This is a genomic window from Amycolatopsis mediterranei, assembly GCF_026017845.1.
Classification (GTDB): Bacteria; Actinomycetota; Actinomycetes; order Mycobacteriales; family Pseudonocardiaceae; genus Amycolatopsis; species Amycolatopsis mediterranei.
The window spans coordinates 935,494-949,191 of record NZ_CP100416.1; the positions used below are offsets into that span (position 1 = coordinate 935,494).

General features: G+C 71.8%; 13 protein-coding genes. 6 read left to right on the top strand and 7 right to left on the bottom strand.

What is annotated here, in order from left to right:
- Positions 1-94: 94 nt before the first annotated feature.
- The 6 genes from ISP_RS04520 to ISP_RS04545 all read left to right on the top strand — a co-directional run bounded on the left by ISP_RS04520 (position 95) and on the right by ISP_RS04545 (position 7,146).
- Complete coding sequence (locus ISP_RS04520) at positions 95-1,636, top strand: NAD(P)-binding domain-containing protein (RefSeq protein ID WP_034286053.1); 1,542 nt, start codon at positions 95-97, stop codon at positions 1,634-1,636.
- A complete protein-coding gene (locus ISP_RS04525; protein ID WP_013222805.1) occupies positions 1,636-2,706 on the top strand; it encodes an alpha-hydroxy acid oxidase in 1,071 nt (356 codons plus the stop codon). Before ISP_RS04520 ends, ISP_RS04525 begins: the two co-directional genes overlap by 1 nt.
- Positions 2,703-3,968 (top strand): cytochrome P450 family protein, encoded by a 1,266-nt coding sequence (locus ISP_RS04530; RefSeq protein ID WP_013222806.1) that lies wholly within the window; start codon positions 2,703-2,705, stop codon positions 3,966-3,968. The genes ISP_RS04525 and ISP_RS04530 overlap by 4 nt, the downstream gene beginning before the upstream one ends.
- A complete protein-coding gene (locus tag ISP_RS04535) occupies positions 3,965-5,245 on the top strand; it encodes a cation:proton antiporter (RefSeq protein WP_013222807.1) in 1,281 nt (426 codons plus the stop codon). Before ISP_RS04530 ends, ISP_RS04535 begins: the two co-directional genes overlap by 4 nt.
- Before the next feature lie 63 nt (positions 5,246-5,308).
- Positions 5,309-5,956 carry a response regulator transcription factor gene (locus ISP_RS04540; protein ID WP_013222808.1) on the top strand — a complete coding sequence of 216 codons (648 nt, stop codon included), beginning with the start codon at positions 5,309-5,311 and terminating at the stop codon, positions 5,954-5,956.
- Positions 5,953-7,146, top strand: coding sequence for a sensor histidine kinase (locus ISP_RS04545; protein WP_013222809.1), 1,194 nt, complete (start codon positions 5,953-5,955; stop codon positions 7,144-7,146). Before ISP_RS04540 ends, ISP_RS04545 begins: the two co-directional genes overlap by 4 nt.
- Before the next feature lie 112 nt (positions 7,147-7,258).
- Here the strand turns inward: ISP_RS04545 and ISP_RS04550 are convergent, their stop codons facing one another.
- From ISP_RS04550 to ISP_RS04580, 7 genes are all read right to left on the bottom strand, one after another.
- The gene (locus ISP_RS04550) at positions 7,259-8,533 is read right to left on the bottom strand and encodes a HEAT repeat domain-containing protein (RefSeq protein WP_013222810.1); all 1,275 of its coding nucleotides are present in this window, start codon (positions 8,531-8,533) and stop codon (positions 7,259-7,261) included.
- 56 nt (positions 8,534-8,589) lie between these two features.
- Positions 8,590-9,879 carry a histidine--tRNA ligase gene (gene hisS, locus ISP_RS04555; protein WP_013222811.1) on the bottom strand — a complete coding sequence of 430 codons (1,290 nt, stop codon included), beginning with the start codon at positions 9,877-9,879 and terminating at the stop codon, positions 8,590-8,592.
- Positions 9,880-9,902: 23 nt separating this feature from the next.
- Positions 9,903-10,292, bottom strand: a complete 390-nt coding sequence (locus ISP_RS04560) for a hypothetical protein (RefSeq protein ID WP_013222812.1) — start codon at positions 10,290-10,292, stop codon at positions 9,903-9,905.
- A gap of 86 nt (positions 10,293-10,378) precedes the next feature.
- On the bottom strand, positions 10,379-11,545 hold the full coding sequence (locus ISP_RS04565) for an amidohydrolase family protein (protein WP_013222813.1): 1,167 nt from the start codon (positions 11,543-11,545) through the stop codon (positions 10,379-10,381).
- Between the two features lies 1 nt (position 11,546).
- Positions 11,547-12,671: an MAB_1171c family putative transporter gene (locus tag ISP_RS04570; RefSeq protein WP_013222814.1), complete on the bottom strand. Its 1,125-nt coding sequence runs from the start codon at positions 12,669-12,671 to the stop codon at positions 11,547-11,549.
- Positions 12,668-13,189: a hypothetical protein gene (locus ISP_RS04575; protein ID WP_013222815.1), complete on the bottom strand. Its 522-nt coding sequence runs from the start codon at positions 13,187-13,189 to the stop codon at positions 12,668-12,670. The genes ISP_RS04570 and ISP_RS04575 overlap by 4 nt, the downstream gene beginning before the upstream one ends.
- Positions 13,186-13,614: a helix-turn-helix transcriptional regulator gene (locus tag ISP_RS04580; protein WP_014466609.1), complete on the bottom strand. Its 429-nt coding sequence runs from the start codon at positions 13,612-13,614 to the stop codon at positions 13,186-13,188. Before ISP_RS04580 ends, ISP_RS04575 begins: the two co-directional genes overlap by 4 nt.
- Positions 13,615-13,698 lie beyond the last annotated feature (84 nt).

Below are 13,698 nucleotides of genomic sequence, written 5' to 3' on the forward strand. Positions count from 1 at the left end.
GCCGGGAAGTAACTTACTTCTGAGGCTTTTCTGAGATCTCCGGAGCAGGCTCGGCGCCGATCATGTGGTCGGTGCCGAGCCCCAGGAGGTCGTCGTGGCGGAGGAAGTGCTCGATTATCTGGTCGTCGGGGCCGGGCCGGCCGGGCTGCAGCTGGGGCAGCACCTCGGCCACGCCGGGCACCGGTACCTGGTGCTGGAAGCCGGGTCCGCGCCCGGGCACTTCTTCGAGACCTTCCCCCGGCACCGGACCCTCATCTCCATCAACAAGAAGCACACCGGGTACACCGACCCGGAGCTGCGCATGCGGATGGACTGGAACTCGATCCTCGCCGAGCCCGACGCCGGCGACGATGCGCTCCTCTTCACCGGCTACAGCGACAAGCTCTTCCCGGACGCCCCGGACTTCCTCCGCTACATCGCCGACTACGCGGCGAAGCACGAAGTCAACGTCCGCTACGACACCCGGGTGACGCGCATCCGCCGCGAGCAGGAGCTCTTCGTCCTCACCGCCGGCGACGAAGAGTTCAAAGCCCACCGGCTGATCATGGCCACCGGCGTCACCAAGCCGTACCTCCCGCAGTTCCCCGGCGTCGAGCTGATCGACCAGTACGTGGACGTCGACATCGACCCGAAGAGCTTCACCGGCCAGCGCGTCCTCGTGCTGGGCAAGGGGAACTCGGCGTTCGAGACCGCGGACAACCTCATCGAGACGGCCGCGGTCGTGCACGTCGGCGGCCCGCGGCCGGTGAAGCTGGCCTGGCGCACGCACTTCGTCGGCCACCTCCGCGCGTACAACGCCGGCATCCTCGACATGTACCAGCTGAAGCTCCAGCACGCGATCCTCGACGGCGACGTGCGCGAAGTCCGCAAGGACGCCGACGGCTACCACGTCAAGTTCTCCTTCGCCCGCGCCGACGAGGTGATCAAGGAGATCCGCTACGACCGGGTGATCGGCTGCACCGGCTTCCGGTTCGACGCGTCGCTGTTCGACGAGGACTGCCGTCCGGAGCTGACGATCAACGACCGCTTCCCGGCGCAGACCCCGGACTGGGAGTCGGTGAACGTGCCCGGCCTCTACTTCGCCGGCACGATCACGCAGGTCCGCGACTTCAAGAAGGCCACCAGCGCGTTCATCCACGGCTTCCGCTACGGCGTCCGCGCGCTCACCAAGGTCCTGAACGAGCGCCACCACGACACGCCGTGGCCGGGCACCGAGCTGCCCGCCAAACCGGACGCGCTGACCGACGCGGTGATCACCCGGATCAACCGGACTTCCGCGCTGTACCAGCAGTTCGGCTTCCTCGGCGACGTCCTGGTCGTGGACGGCGACACCGCCCGCTACCTCGAAGAGGTGCCGGTCGACCGCGTTCTCCATGACCCGCCGGACGACGCCTACGTCGTCACCCTCGACTACGGCCCCGACCACGACAAGATCGATCCGTTCGACTTCGTCGCGCGCGCGGCCCAGGACAAGGCGAACGACCAGGGCGAAGGCCACTACCTGCACCCGATCGTCCGCCACTACCGCCGCGGCGAGCTGGTCGCCACCCACCACGTCACCGAGAACCTCGAGAACGAGTGGGACAAAGAGGTGCACGTCGAACCGCTGACCGCGTTCTTCGCCCGGGAGCTGTGATGCGCACGATCGCCGAGTTCGAGGCGGCGGCCCGCGGCCGCCTCGACCCGGTCCACTACGACTACTTCGCGGGCGGCGCGCAGGACGAGATCACCCTGCGGGAGAACGAAACGGCGTTCCAGGACCTGCGGCTGGTGCCCCGGGTGCTGCGCGGCAGCGACAAACGGGACCTGAGCATCGAGCTGCTCGGGACGCCGTCCTCGATGCCGATCCTCGTCGCGCCCACGGCGTTCCACCGGCTCGCGCACTCCGACGGCGAACTGGCCACCGCGCGGGCGGCGGCGCGGGCGGGCACGATCATGATCGTCAGCATGGCCGCGACCACCGCGGTCGAGGACATCGCCGCGGCGGCCCGCGAGGTCGCGCCGGACCCGGCCCTGTGGTTCCAGCTCTACCTGCAGCCGGACCTGGAGTTCACCGAGGCGATCGTCCGCCGCGCCGAAGCCGCGGGCGTGAAGGCGTTCGTCGTCACCGTCGACTCGCCGGTGCTCGGCCGCCGCGAACGCGACGACCGCAACGCCTTCCACGACCTGCCGCCGGGGCTGGTCGTGGAGAACCTCCGCAACCTGGGCGAAAACCGCAGTGGTGGCAACGCCAGCCACGTTCGCGAGATCGTCATGTCGGCCGGGCTGAGCTGGGACCACATCGCGTGGCTGCGATCGAAGACCAAGCTCCCGGTGCTGATCAAGGGCGTGCTCCACGCCGAGGACGCGCGGCTGGCCGTGCACCACGGCGTCGCCGGGATCGTCGTGTCCAACCACGGCGGCCGCCAGCTCGACACCGTGCCCGCCACGATCGAGGTGCTCCCCGAAATCGCGGCGGCGGTCGGCGGAGCGATCCCGGTGCTGCTCGACGGCGGGATCCGCCGCGGCACCGACGTCGTCAAGGCGCTCGCCCTCGGCGCGGACGCGGTCGGCGTCGGCCGCCCGATCGTGTGGGGGCTCGCCGCGGGCGGCCGCGAAGGCGTCTCCGAGGTCCTGGACCTGTTGCGGGACGACTTCGACCAGGCCCTCGCGCTGTGCGGCGGGCGGCACCCGGCCGACCTGACCCCGGATCAGGTGCGGCGGTGATCGGCAAGGTGCTGGCGGCCGCGGCGGCGGTGTCCGCGCCCGCCTGGCTGCCCCGCCGCGTCGTCGCGCTGCGGATGCAGATCTTCGCGCTGGTCAACGGCCAGGACGCGGTGACGATCCCCGGTCCGCAGGTGGGCGCCGAGAACTTCAAGCGCGTCTACGCCGACCCGGCGGCGAACGGCCGCAGCCGCGGCGCCGCGCTGTCCGACCTGTTCTGGTACTGGCTCGCGCCCGGCCCCCAGGTGCACCAGGAGCACCTCGAGGCCGGGCCGCGCTACGACGCCGTCGCCAAGTGCACCCGGCACATCCTGATCCGGTCCAAAAAGGACTCCGAGGAGCTGGCCCGGCGGGTGGCCGCGCACGTCCTCGACGACGTCGAGCCCGGGCTCGTCCGGCTGCGCGACGTGATGATGCCGATCTGGGCCGAGCTGTACTACGAGCTGGTGTTCGAGGAGCCGTGCCCGCCCGAGGCGCGCGATCTCATCGTCGGGCACGCCGACGACGTCGTCTCGGCGCTCAAGTGCGTGCGCCCGCGGAACATGCGCCGCCGGGCCCGGCTGACGAAGTACCTGCGACGGCGCCTCGCCGACGTCCCGCACCCGCTGCCGGAGTCCCTGACCCCGGAAGAGCAGGCCTACTACCTGCAGGGGACGTTCTTCAACACCGCCGTCGTGCAGATGTCCGAGGCGATGGCGCACCTGCTGATGATCATCGCCCAGTCCCCGGACACCCAGCGGCGCCTCGCCGGCCACCCCGACGACGACGCCTACCTCGACCGCGTCATCGACGACGGCCTCCGCCGGTTCCCGCTGTTCGGCATCGCGCATCGGATCGCCACCGCCGACATCGAGGTGGCGGACCTGACCATCCCGGCGGGCACGGTGCTGTGCTTCAGCTACCCGGGCTACGCCGCCCAGTCCGGAAAGGACGATTTCATCCCCTTCGGCGTCGCGCAGAACCGCGCCTGCCCCGCCCGGGGGCTCGCGCCGCCGACCATGCGGGTCGTGACGCGCGAAGTGCTGCGCCGCTTCAGCCTCGCCTCGACGGCCGCCCACACGCGCTCGATCCCCAACCGCGGCCCGGCACTGCTCACGCCCCGCGGGGCCCGCCGCCGTCGCGCACCTCTGGTGTGGCTCGCGGTCCGCGACCGCTGGGAAGACGTCTGGCGCAGCCTCGCCCAGCTCGTGTTCGGCACGTACATGGTCCTCGACGCCCGTCACCAAGCCCTGTGCTCGACCTACTTCGCCGGAGGCAACCGATGAGCCCGTCCGAAGCGGCACCGGCGTTCTTCCTCGCCGTCGTGGTGATCCTCCTGGTGGCCCGGCTGGTCTGCTTGGCCGCGGTCAAGCTCGGCCAGCCGCCGGTGGTCGGCGAGATGATCGCCGGGGTCCTGCTCGGCCCCTCGCTGTTCGGGCTGCTGCTGCCGGACGTGCAGGCGGCGCTGTTCCCGGACGCCGTCCGCTCGCTGCTCTACGTCGGTGGCCAGATCGGCCTGGTCATCTACATGTTCGGCGCGGGCTGCGAATTCAGCCTCAGCAGCATCGGGAAATCGCGCGAGTCGGTCGCGGCGATCTCGTCGGCCGGGACGATCGTGCCGCTGGCGCTCGGGTTCGGCGTCAGCGCGATCGGCCTGAGCTGGGTGGGCATCGGCAAGGACGGGGTATCGCCGGTGACGTCGATGGCGTTCGTCGGCGTCGCGCTGGCGATCACGGCGTTCCCGATGCTCGCGCGGATCATCACCGAACGCGGGATCGCGTCGACGAAGTTCGGCTCGCTGGCGCTGGCCTGCGGCGCGCTCGACGACGTGCTGGCGTGGATCCTGCTGGCGGTCGTGCTCGGCATGCACGCCGGGTCGGCCGGGCCGGTCGCGCTCGCGCTGGGCGGCGGCCTGCTCTTCGCCGGGGTGGTGTTCATCATCGGACGGCGGTTGCTGGCGAAGGCGATGGGCAGCGAGCGGCTGAGTGTCGACCACCGGGTGCTCGTCACCGCGATGACGTTGTTCGCCGCCGCCTGGTTCACGGACGTCATCGGGCTCTACGCGGTGTTCGGCGCGTTCTGCGTCGGGATCGCGTTCCCCCGCACGCCGGCCACGGAGGCCGTGCTCGCGAAGATCGTGCCGATCGGGCGGATCGTCTTCCTGCCGCTGTTCTTCACCTATTCCGGCCTGAACACGCGGTTCGCGCTGCTCGCCGATCCGAAGCTGCTCGCCTTCGCGGTGCTGTGCGTGGTGGTCGCGATCGTCGGCAAACTGGGCGCGTCCTGGGGTGCGGCGCGGCTGGCGGGGGAGCCGCAGTTCATCGCGACGCGCGTCGGCGTGCTCGTCAACGCCCGCGGGCTGATGCAGCTGATCGCGTTGAACGTCGGGCTCGCCGCGGGGATCGTGTCGCCGGCGTTGTTCACGGTGCTGGTGCTGGTCGCGTTGGTCACCACGATCATGACCGCGCCGGTGCTCAGCTGGCTCGACCGGCGCGATGCCCGCAACGGGACTACGGAGGTACTCCTGATGGCCGAGCCCGTTCCGGTGACCGGGAAAAGTTGATTCTTCAAGTTCGGAAATAACTGTCAAGATGGATCGGTGCGCGACGGGGTGGCGAAACCGAGAGTGCTGCTGGTCGAAGACGACCGGGAACTGGCGGGCATGCTGGGCGAGCTGCTCGCGGACGAGGGCTACGAAACCGAAGCGGCGCACGACGGCCAGCGGGGCCTGCACCTCGGGCTCACCGGGCACTACGACGTGATGGTCATCGACCGGCGGCTCCCGGTGCTCGACGGGCTCGAACTGCTGCGGCGGCTGCGGGCCCGGGCGGTGACCACGCGGGTCCTGGTGCTCTCGGCGCTGGGCGAGGTGGCCGACCGCGTGGCGGGCCTCGACGCCGGCGCGGACGACTACCTCGTCAAGCCGTTCGAGGCCGAGGAGCTGCTGGCGCGGCTGCGCGCGCTGGGCCGGCGTGACCTCGAAGGCGCCGAGTGCCTGCCCCTCGGCACGGCGGCCCTCGACCTGCAGCGCCACGAAGTCGTGCTGCCGCGCGGTGAGCGGATCACGCTTTCGGGGCGGGAGTTCGAGCTGCTGCGGACGCTGGCGCAGCGGCCCAAGGCGATCCACCCGCGGGCGGCGCTGCGCACGCGCGTGTTCGCCGATTCGACCGGTGAGTCCATTGTGGATACTTACGTGTACTACCTGCGGCGCAAGCTCGGCCGGGACGTCGTGCGGACCGTGCACGGCCTGGGGTACCAGATCGGCGTGGTATGAGTCCCGGCTCCGAGGAACGGGCCCTGCGGCGGGCGCGGTGGGTGATCACCGCGCAGATCGCCGTGGTGGTGTCGCTGCTCGTGGCCGTCGCGGGCGCGATCGCGTACGGGATCCTGCTGTCCGGCCAGCACGCCGACGCCGACCGGCTGCTGGCCAGGACGATCCAGCTCGGTCCCGGCGCGACCCCGCCGGGCTGCGTCTGGCTGTTCACGCCGGGGGCGCACACGCCCGCGGGACCGCCGCCGCCCGGAATGCCGATCCCGGAGCTGGCCGCGTTCGTGCCGTCGCCCGGCGACGTCTACACCGAGCGGCGGTCGATCGGCGGGATGACGCACACGATCCGGGTGGAGAACCACGGCGGCGTTGTCTCCCAGGCGTTCTTCGAGGAGCGGTACCAGATCGAGGACCGCGCGTCACTGGTGCTGGGGCTCGGCGTCGCCGAGGTGCTCGCGCTGCTGGCGGCTCTGGGGTGCGGGCGGGTGCTGGCCCGCCGGGCGATCCGGCCGCTGGAGGACGCCTTGCGGCGGCAGCGGACGTTCGTCGCGGACGCGTCCCACGAGCTGCGGGCCCCGCTGACCCGGCTGCACACGCGCGCGCAGCTGCTCGCCCGGCGGTCGTCCGGGCGTGACGCGGCGGACCTCGACCAGCTGGTGCGCGGCACGCGGGAACTCGGCGAGGTCGTCGAGGACCTGCTGCTGTCCGCGCAGGCGTGCGGCGAACGGCCGTCGCTGGAGCTGGTCGAGCTGGGGGTGCTGGCCGAGGAGGCGGTCGCGGCCGAAGCGGTCCGCGCCTCCGAGGGCCAGGTTCGCCTGGCGGTGACGCGCGAGCGGCGGCCGTACGTCGTCCAGGGCGTGCCGACGGCGTTGCGCCGCGTGCTGTCGGCGTTGCTGGACAACGCACTCGGCCACACCCCGCCGGGCGGCTCGATCGAGGTGTGGCTCGGCGTCCCCGACGAGCGGCACGTGGAGCTGCGGGTCCGCGACACGGGAGCGGGCTTCCCGGCCACCGACGCGGACCGCATCTTCGAGCGCTTCGCCCGCGGCTCCGACGGCGACGGACGCCGCTTCGGCCTCGGCCTGGCCCTGGTCCGCGAAGTCGTGACGGGCCACGGCGGAACCATCGCGGCCGCGGCCCGCCCCGGAGCCGGAGCCACCTTCACCCTCCGCCTCCTTCGCGCCGACCCCTCGTGATCAGGCAGCCGACACGCGTGCTTCGAGGGTCGACACGCGTGATTGGAGCGACGACACGGCAAGGCACGCCCGGTTCCGCCGTGTCGACCCTTCAATCACGCGTGTCGACCGCTCAATCACGCGTGTCGACCCTTCCTGCACGCCGGCCCGGGAGGGCGAAGCGGATTTGGCGGGCCAAGGCCGGGTCGAGGGTCGTGCAGGCCGCGTCGATCTCGGCGGCCAGGGCGGGGGACGGGGTCGTGTAGGTGTCCGCCGAGTGCGCCAGCCAGGCGTGGAGGTCCTGGTGGGCGTCGGCGGCCAGGTCCGGGTCGGGCAGCAGGGTGAGGTCCGCGTGCAGGCGCCGCCAGGTGTCGCGGTCGCGGAGCAGGGCCGCGGCCGCCCGGCGCGTGTGGACCGGGTGGGCCGGGGCCAGGAGGTCCTGCAGCGTGGGGACGTCGACCAGGGCCGGCTTGCCGCGCAGGAACTCCACCACCTGCCGGGTCACGGCCGGCGACGGGTCGGTCAGCAACGCCCGCACCGCCGGCGACTCCGGCGCGATCCGGCGCAGGCCGCGCACCGCTGCCCGGCGGATCCGGGGCCGGTCGTCGGCGAGGTGACGCTCCAGGACCGGCGCGTCGTCGGCGGTCCCCGTTTCGCCGAGCCCCGCGAGCGCGCCGAACGACGCCGGCAGCGCCCGGTAGTGCGCCGCCGGGTCGCCGCCCGCCTTCAGGACCAGCGCCTGCGCCATCGACCGGACCGCCGAGGACCGGTCCGCCAGGTGGGCCACGGGGGCGTCGGGCCCGAGCATGGTCAACGCCCGCATCCGGACCTTCGGCGCCCCGGCCGCCAGCAGTTCCCCGACGCACTCGCCGCGGTCGAGCAGCACGGTGCCGCACATCGCGCGGACCACGAAGTCGTGGTCCCGCACCGCGATGTCGAGCAGCCGTTCGCGCGACAGGAGACCGATCGCCTCCGCGTGCACCCAGCGCCGGGTTTCCCGGTCCTCGAGCGCCAACGCGTCGTCGAGCACGCTCGGCAGGGCTTCGCGCAACAGCGAGGTCATCCAGTCGTCGACCTGACGTCTTCGCAGGATGCCGATCAGCGGCAGCATCGCCCGTAGCGTGGAGTCGTCCAGTTTGGACAGAACGATCGACCGTGCGAGCTCCCGGACCGGCCGCACCCAGTCGACACACCGGAGCAGGAGCAGCGGCAGTGCTTCGGGATCGGTGCTCACCGCCAGCCGCTCGACAGCGGCCTCGCGCAAATACCCGTTGCGGCCGCACGCGGTTTCGGCCAGTTCTTCCCGTGAAGGCCGACGGCTGAGCCGTCTTTCACCGTAATACCACGACGCTCGGCGGACGGCCCACTCGAACTCGGCCCACTGCCGCACGTCCTCGAAAACGATCATCGGTCCACCCCCTCCGGCGCCCAGGATGCCCGGACGCCGGAGAGGAGTCGAACCGATTACGCCAGCAGCGCCCGCACCGCCGCCGGGGCGTCGGCGACCGCGACCGGGTTCTGCTCCCGCGTCGCCAGGCTGCGGACCGTGACGTTCCCCGCGGCCCAGTCCTCCTGGCCGACGATCACCACCGCGACCGCGCCCGCCTTGTCCGCGCGGGTCAGCTCCTTGCCCAGCTTGCGGTGCTCGATCGGCGTCGACGTCCGCAGGCCGGCCTGGCGCAGCGAACCCGCCACCGACCGGGCCGCGTCCGCGAGGTCCTCGGTCACCGGGATCACCATGACGTCGACCTCGCTGCGCGGGGCCGGGGTCAGGCCGTGCGTGTCGAGGAAGTCGATCAGCGTCACGTCGCCCATGCCGAACCCGATGCCCGGGATCTGCTGCGGGGTGAACATCGACGCGAGGTCGCTGTAGCGCCCGCCGCCGAAGAGCGCGCGGCGGTTTTCCGGCGAGGTGTCGAAGACCTCGAACACGGTCGACGTGTAGTACGCCAGCCCGCGCACGATGATCGGCTCGTACTTCACCAGCGAACCCGCGCTGCTGTTCAGGACGCGGACCAGGTTCGACTCCGCCCGCACCTCGGCCGGCAGCTCGTCGAGCAGCGCCTCGCCCGCGTCGAGCGTCTCGGCGAGCTTCTCGAACTGCTTGTCCGAGAGCCCGATTTCACCGGCGCTCTCGGCCAGCTTCTCGCGCGGGTACTTCTCCCACCGGTCGACCAGCGCGAACACCTGGGACAGGTGGTCCGCCGACACGCCGGCGACGTCGGTGAGCGCCGAGGTCAGCAGGTTCCGGTCGTTGACGCGCAGCACGAACATGTCCGGCGTCGCGCCCAGCGCGGCCATCATGTCGTGCACCAGCTCGAAGATCTCGATCTCGCAGTTGGCGCTGTCCGAGCCGAAGATGTCCGCGTTGATCTGCCAGTGCTCGCGGACGCGGCCGCGCTGCGGTGCCTCGTACCGGTGGCAGTTCGGGTGGCTGTACCAGCGGACCGGGAACGACAGCGACTTCGCGCTCCCGGCGATCATCCGCGCCACCGACGGCGTCATCTCCGGCCGCAGCGCGAGCCGCCGCCCGCCCTTGTCGGTCAGCGTGTACAGCTGCTTGTCGGCGAGCTCCTGGCCGGACTTCCGCTCGTAGATCTCGGCCGATTCGAGGATCGGGCCGTCGTAGCGGAGGAAGCCGCGGCGCTCGAGGACGTCGTAGAGATGACCGAACACCTGGGTACGCACGGACATTTCGGCGGGCAGGAAGTCCCGGGTCCCCTTGTAGGGCGCGGTCGGCAGGTATTCAGGCACGTCATCAGCTTAACGACCGGTGCTCAGGCGAAGGCGACCCCGTACGCGGTGAGCAGTGTGGCCGCCGCCAGGAGCAGCGCACCGGCGGACGTCACGCGGCCGCCGAGCTTGCCCCGGCCCGGGATCAGGTGGAAGAAGAAGCCACCCGATTGGGCGAGGATCCCGAACAGCAGCAGGAAGCAGCCGATCCACAACGTCGTGTCGGACAGCGTGGTGCGGCTGAGGATCTGCAGCGCGACCAGGGCGAGGATCAGCAGGACGCCGGCGTGGGCGTGGCCGGCGCGGAACATCGCGCGCTGGTGTTCGGTGAGCTTGCGGTCGCGCATGACGCCCATCAGCGCGTAGCCGCCGTACATCACGGTCGGCAGCGAGACCAGCGCGATCACCGTGAACAGCTGGGTCGGTCCGTGCATCGGGAAGCTCCTTCGAGGTGGGGTGGCGCAACAGTAACACTGTTTTAAAACGCTGTCACCAAACAGGTCATTCCCCGATGGGGGAACTAGGCGGGACGGCCCTGGGTCAGCACCAGCAGCGGGTTCCGGAGCGCGGCCAGCGTTTTCAGCGGGTCGCCTTCGACGACCAGGACGTCTGCCGCGAGCCCGGCTTCGAGCCGTCCGGTCACGTCGCCGAGGCCGAGCCCGGCCGCGCTGTCCTCGGTCGCGATCTCCAGGATCCGGCGCCGGGAGAAGCCGAGCCATTCGTACAGCTCCAGCGCGCCCGCCGGGTCGTCGAACACCGAGCCGGCCAGTCCCGCGTCCGTCCCGGCGAGCAGTCGGACGCCCTGCTCCTCGAGCCACGGCAGCCGCCCGTAGACCGCCAGCCCGAGGTCCTCGCCGAGCCGCTCGACGATCGTCCGCCAGTTGCGGCTGCTCGTCGAGCACGCCGAGATGCCCTCCGCGACCATCCGCTTCGCCACGTGCGAGCGCCGGTCGAAGGAGCGAGGCCCGGTCATGAAGCTGCAGTGCTCGACCGTCGACACCCCGGCCTGGACCGCGGCTTCGATCGCGTCGGCGCCGTGGGCGTGCGCGGCCACCGGCAGCCCGTGGCGCGCCGCGTGCTCGGTGACCACGCGCAGCTGCCGGGCGTCGAACTGCGACTCCCACATGTCCGCGCCGCCCTCGGTGATCTGGCCGCCGCTGGCCATCACCTTGATCACGTCCGCACCCGCCGCCGCGTTCGCGTCGATCAGGGCGCGGATTTCGCCGTCCGAAGCCGTTTCACCGCCGAAAAAGTGACAATGCCCGCCCGGCACGGTGATCGGCGGCCCCGACACCAGCAGCCGCGGCGCCGGGGAACCCTCGAACGAGCGCCGGACGGCCGCGCCGAGGTGCCCGCGGTCGCCGAGGTCCCGCACGGTCGTGACGCCGCTGCGCAGCATCGCCGTGAGCCGCGAGCGCGCGCCCTCCAGCAGGTCTTCGCTTTCCGAGAAGTGGGCCGGCATCTCGCGGGACGCGTCGAACGCCAGGTGCACGTGGACGTTGCACAGCCCGGCGAGGGCGGTCCCGGTCGGGAAGTCGTGCCGGGACGCGTCCGGCGCGGCCTGCGCGACGACGTCCGCGCGCGGGCCCGCCGCGACGATGACGCCGTCGCGCACCAGCACGGCACCGTCGTCGACCGGCGTGGCCGGCCGGGGCAGCACCCGGCCGGCGGTGATCAGGGTGTCCACGTCACTTCCCGTTCGTCATCGCGGCCGACAGCGCGAGCAGCGGCCGGACGTCGGATTCGAGGTCGTCCGCCCCGGCGGGCAGGACCTGCTTGGCGCGGCCGTCGCTGGCCTCGCCGTCCGCGTGCCGCCGCAGCGCCGCCCGCAACGAGGCCGCCGCGGCGGCGGGATCGGTGGCCACGACCTCGCCGAAGTCCGCCCCCAGGTACGGCGACAGCTGCACCAGTCCGTCGCGGATCTCGATCACCCGGCGGTAGTGCCCGCGGTGGGTGCCGCGCGGGGACAGCCGGTCGCCGCGGCGCGGCGGGGTCCGCAGCACGATGCTGGGGAACGCCTCGACCAGGACCGTCCACAAGGGAGCCAGCGCCTCGTGCTCCCGCCGGTGCCGACGGCGGCGCCGCAGCGCCGAAACCCGCGCCCGCACCCCCGGGTAGGTCACGCCGGCGAGGAACAGCATCCCGCCGGCGATCACGAACGGCACGCCGAGCAGCAGCAGGATCTTGACGACGGGCCCGAACGCCCACGCCACCACGATGTACAGCGCCCGGAAGACGCTGCCGGCCGCCGCACTGGCCATCCCGATCGCGCCCAGCCGCAGCCCGATCCGCAGGTCCCGGTCGGCCACCCGCTGGTACCGCACGATCCAGGCGGTGCAGGCGACGAGGCCGTAGATCAGGTACAGCCCGGCGCCGAGGTAGAAGACCGCGACCCCGCTGTCGTGGATCGTCGACGGCCCCAGCGGCAGGCCCCGCAGCTCCGGCGGAGTCAAGGCCATCGCGACGACCATCAACGCGATCGCCGCCGCCGGCGGCACCAGCTCCGCCGCCACCCGCCGGTACCGGCGGGGACCCAGCGCCGAGCCGAGGAAGAAGATCACCAGCGCGCAGAGGCCGCACGCCAGCAGGGCGTTGTTCGCCACCCGCGCCGCGCCGCGGCCGAACAGCGCGTCGACCTCGTCGGAGATCACGGTCTGCTGCAGCAGGAACGCCGCCGCGAACCCGGCCACGCACGCGGTGACGGCCCAGTTCGGCACGGTCGGTGCGCGGGTCACCTGGTAGATCCGCCACGCGAGCGCGGCGGCGAACAGCACCAGCGCGATCAGGTTGACGGGGCTGAGAAGTGTGCTCACAACCACCCTTGGTGATCGCCGAGCGCCCCCTGGATCCGGCGGAGATCCCGGTCCGCGGCGCGCCTGGGGATCGTGTAGTTCAGGACCGACGCCCATTCGAGGATGATCGTCGCGACCGTTTCGGCTTCCCACTCGTGCGCGTCATCGTAGGACGAGCGGCGCAGGGCGCGGTGGACGGCATCCGGGTCGAGATCCGGAGCGGGGCCGCGCAGGAAGTCCGCCGGCTCGGCGTCGCCGTGCGGGTGGTGGTCGGCCAGCATGTGCCCGAGCTCGTGCAGGATGATGTGGTCCTGGTGCGATTTCGTCGTTTCGGCCTGGTAGAAGATGTAGTCGGCGGACGACGTCGCGATCCAGCAGCCGAACGGGCCCGGCACTTCGAGCGGGTACGCCAGCAGCCGGATCGGCTTCCCGCGCCGCTCGCCCAGCCGCGCGCACAGCACCTCGACGTCCAGCGGCGGCTCGATGTCCAGCTCCTTGAGCAGCTTCCGGCAGCGCCGGCGCAGCTCGCGCTCCTTCATCGGGCCGTGCTTCCCGGGTCCCGGCCCGCGCTGTCTTCCGGGTTCCGGCCCTCTCGTTCGGCCCGCTCGTAGCGCTCGACGAGCTCCAGCAGGTCCATCACCTGACGGCGGCCCTGCGGGGACAGCTCCTGGGCGCGCATGGCCATCAGCTGCGCCTCACCGGCGGGTGCCGCGGCCGCCTCTTCGTCGAAGAAGTACGTCACCGGCACCCCGAACAGCTTCGCCAGCGCCTCGACGTAGTGGATCTTCGGGTTGACCCGCTTGCCCGTCGCGAGCTGCTGCAGGTAGGCGGGCGACATGGCCGGGCCGCCCGCTCGCTCGACGGCGGCCGAGATCTCCCGGTAGCTGTGCGGTGCGCGCCCGTCGACCCGGGCGGCCTCGATCAGGGCGCTCAGGCGCTCCGCGAAGGTGCGTTCCGGTGCCATCTCCACCCCCTGGGAATCCAGCCGCGGAAATTCTAGCCGGAAACCACTGTACGCACATGTTGACAGCTGTCGTATGCAGTGGTT

What these genes read in the sequence shown, in the direction of transcription:
- ISP_RS04525 (WP_013222805.1), top strand. Translation starts at nt 1,636, where the DNA reads ATGCGCACGATCGCCGAGTTCGAGGCGGCGGCCCGCGGCCGCCTCGAC.
- ISP_RS04535 (WP_013222807.1), top strand. Translation starts at nt 3,965, where the DNA reads ATGAGCCCGTCCGAAGCGGCACCGGCGTTCTTCCTCGCCGTCGTGGTG.
- ISP_RS04545 (WP_013222809.1), top strand. Translation starts at nt 5,953, where the DNA reads ATGAGTCCCGGCTCCGAGGAACGGGCCCTGCGGCGGGCGCGGTGGGTG.
- ISP_RS04550 (WP_013222810.1), bottom strand. Translation starts at nt 8,533, where the DNA reads ATGATCGTTTTCGAGGACGTGCGGCAGTGGGCCGAGTTCGAGTGGGCC.
- ISP_RS04560 (WP_013222812.1), bottom strand. Translation starts at nt 10,292, where the DNA reads ATGCACGGACCGACCCAGCTGTTCACGGTGATCGCGCTGGTCTCGCTG.
- ISP_RS04575 (WP_013222815.1), bottom strand. Translation starts at nt 13,189, where the DNA reads ATGAAGGAGCGCGAGCTGCGCCGGCGCTGCCGGAAGCTGCTCAAGGAG.
- ISP_RS04580 (WP_014466609.1), bottom strand. Translation starts at nt 13,614, where the DNA reads ATGGCACCGGAACGCACCTTCGCGGAGCGCCTGAGCGCCCTGATCGAG.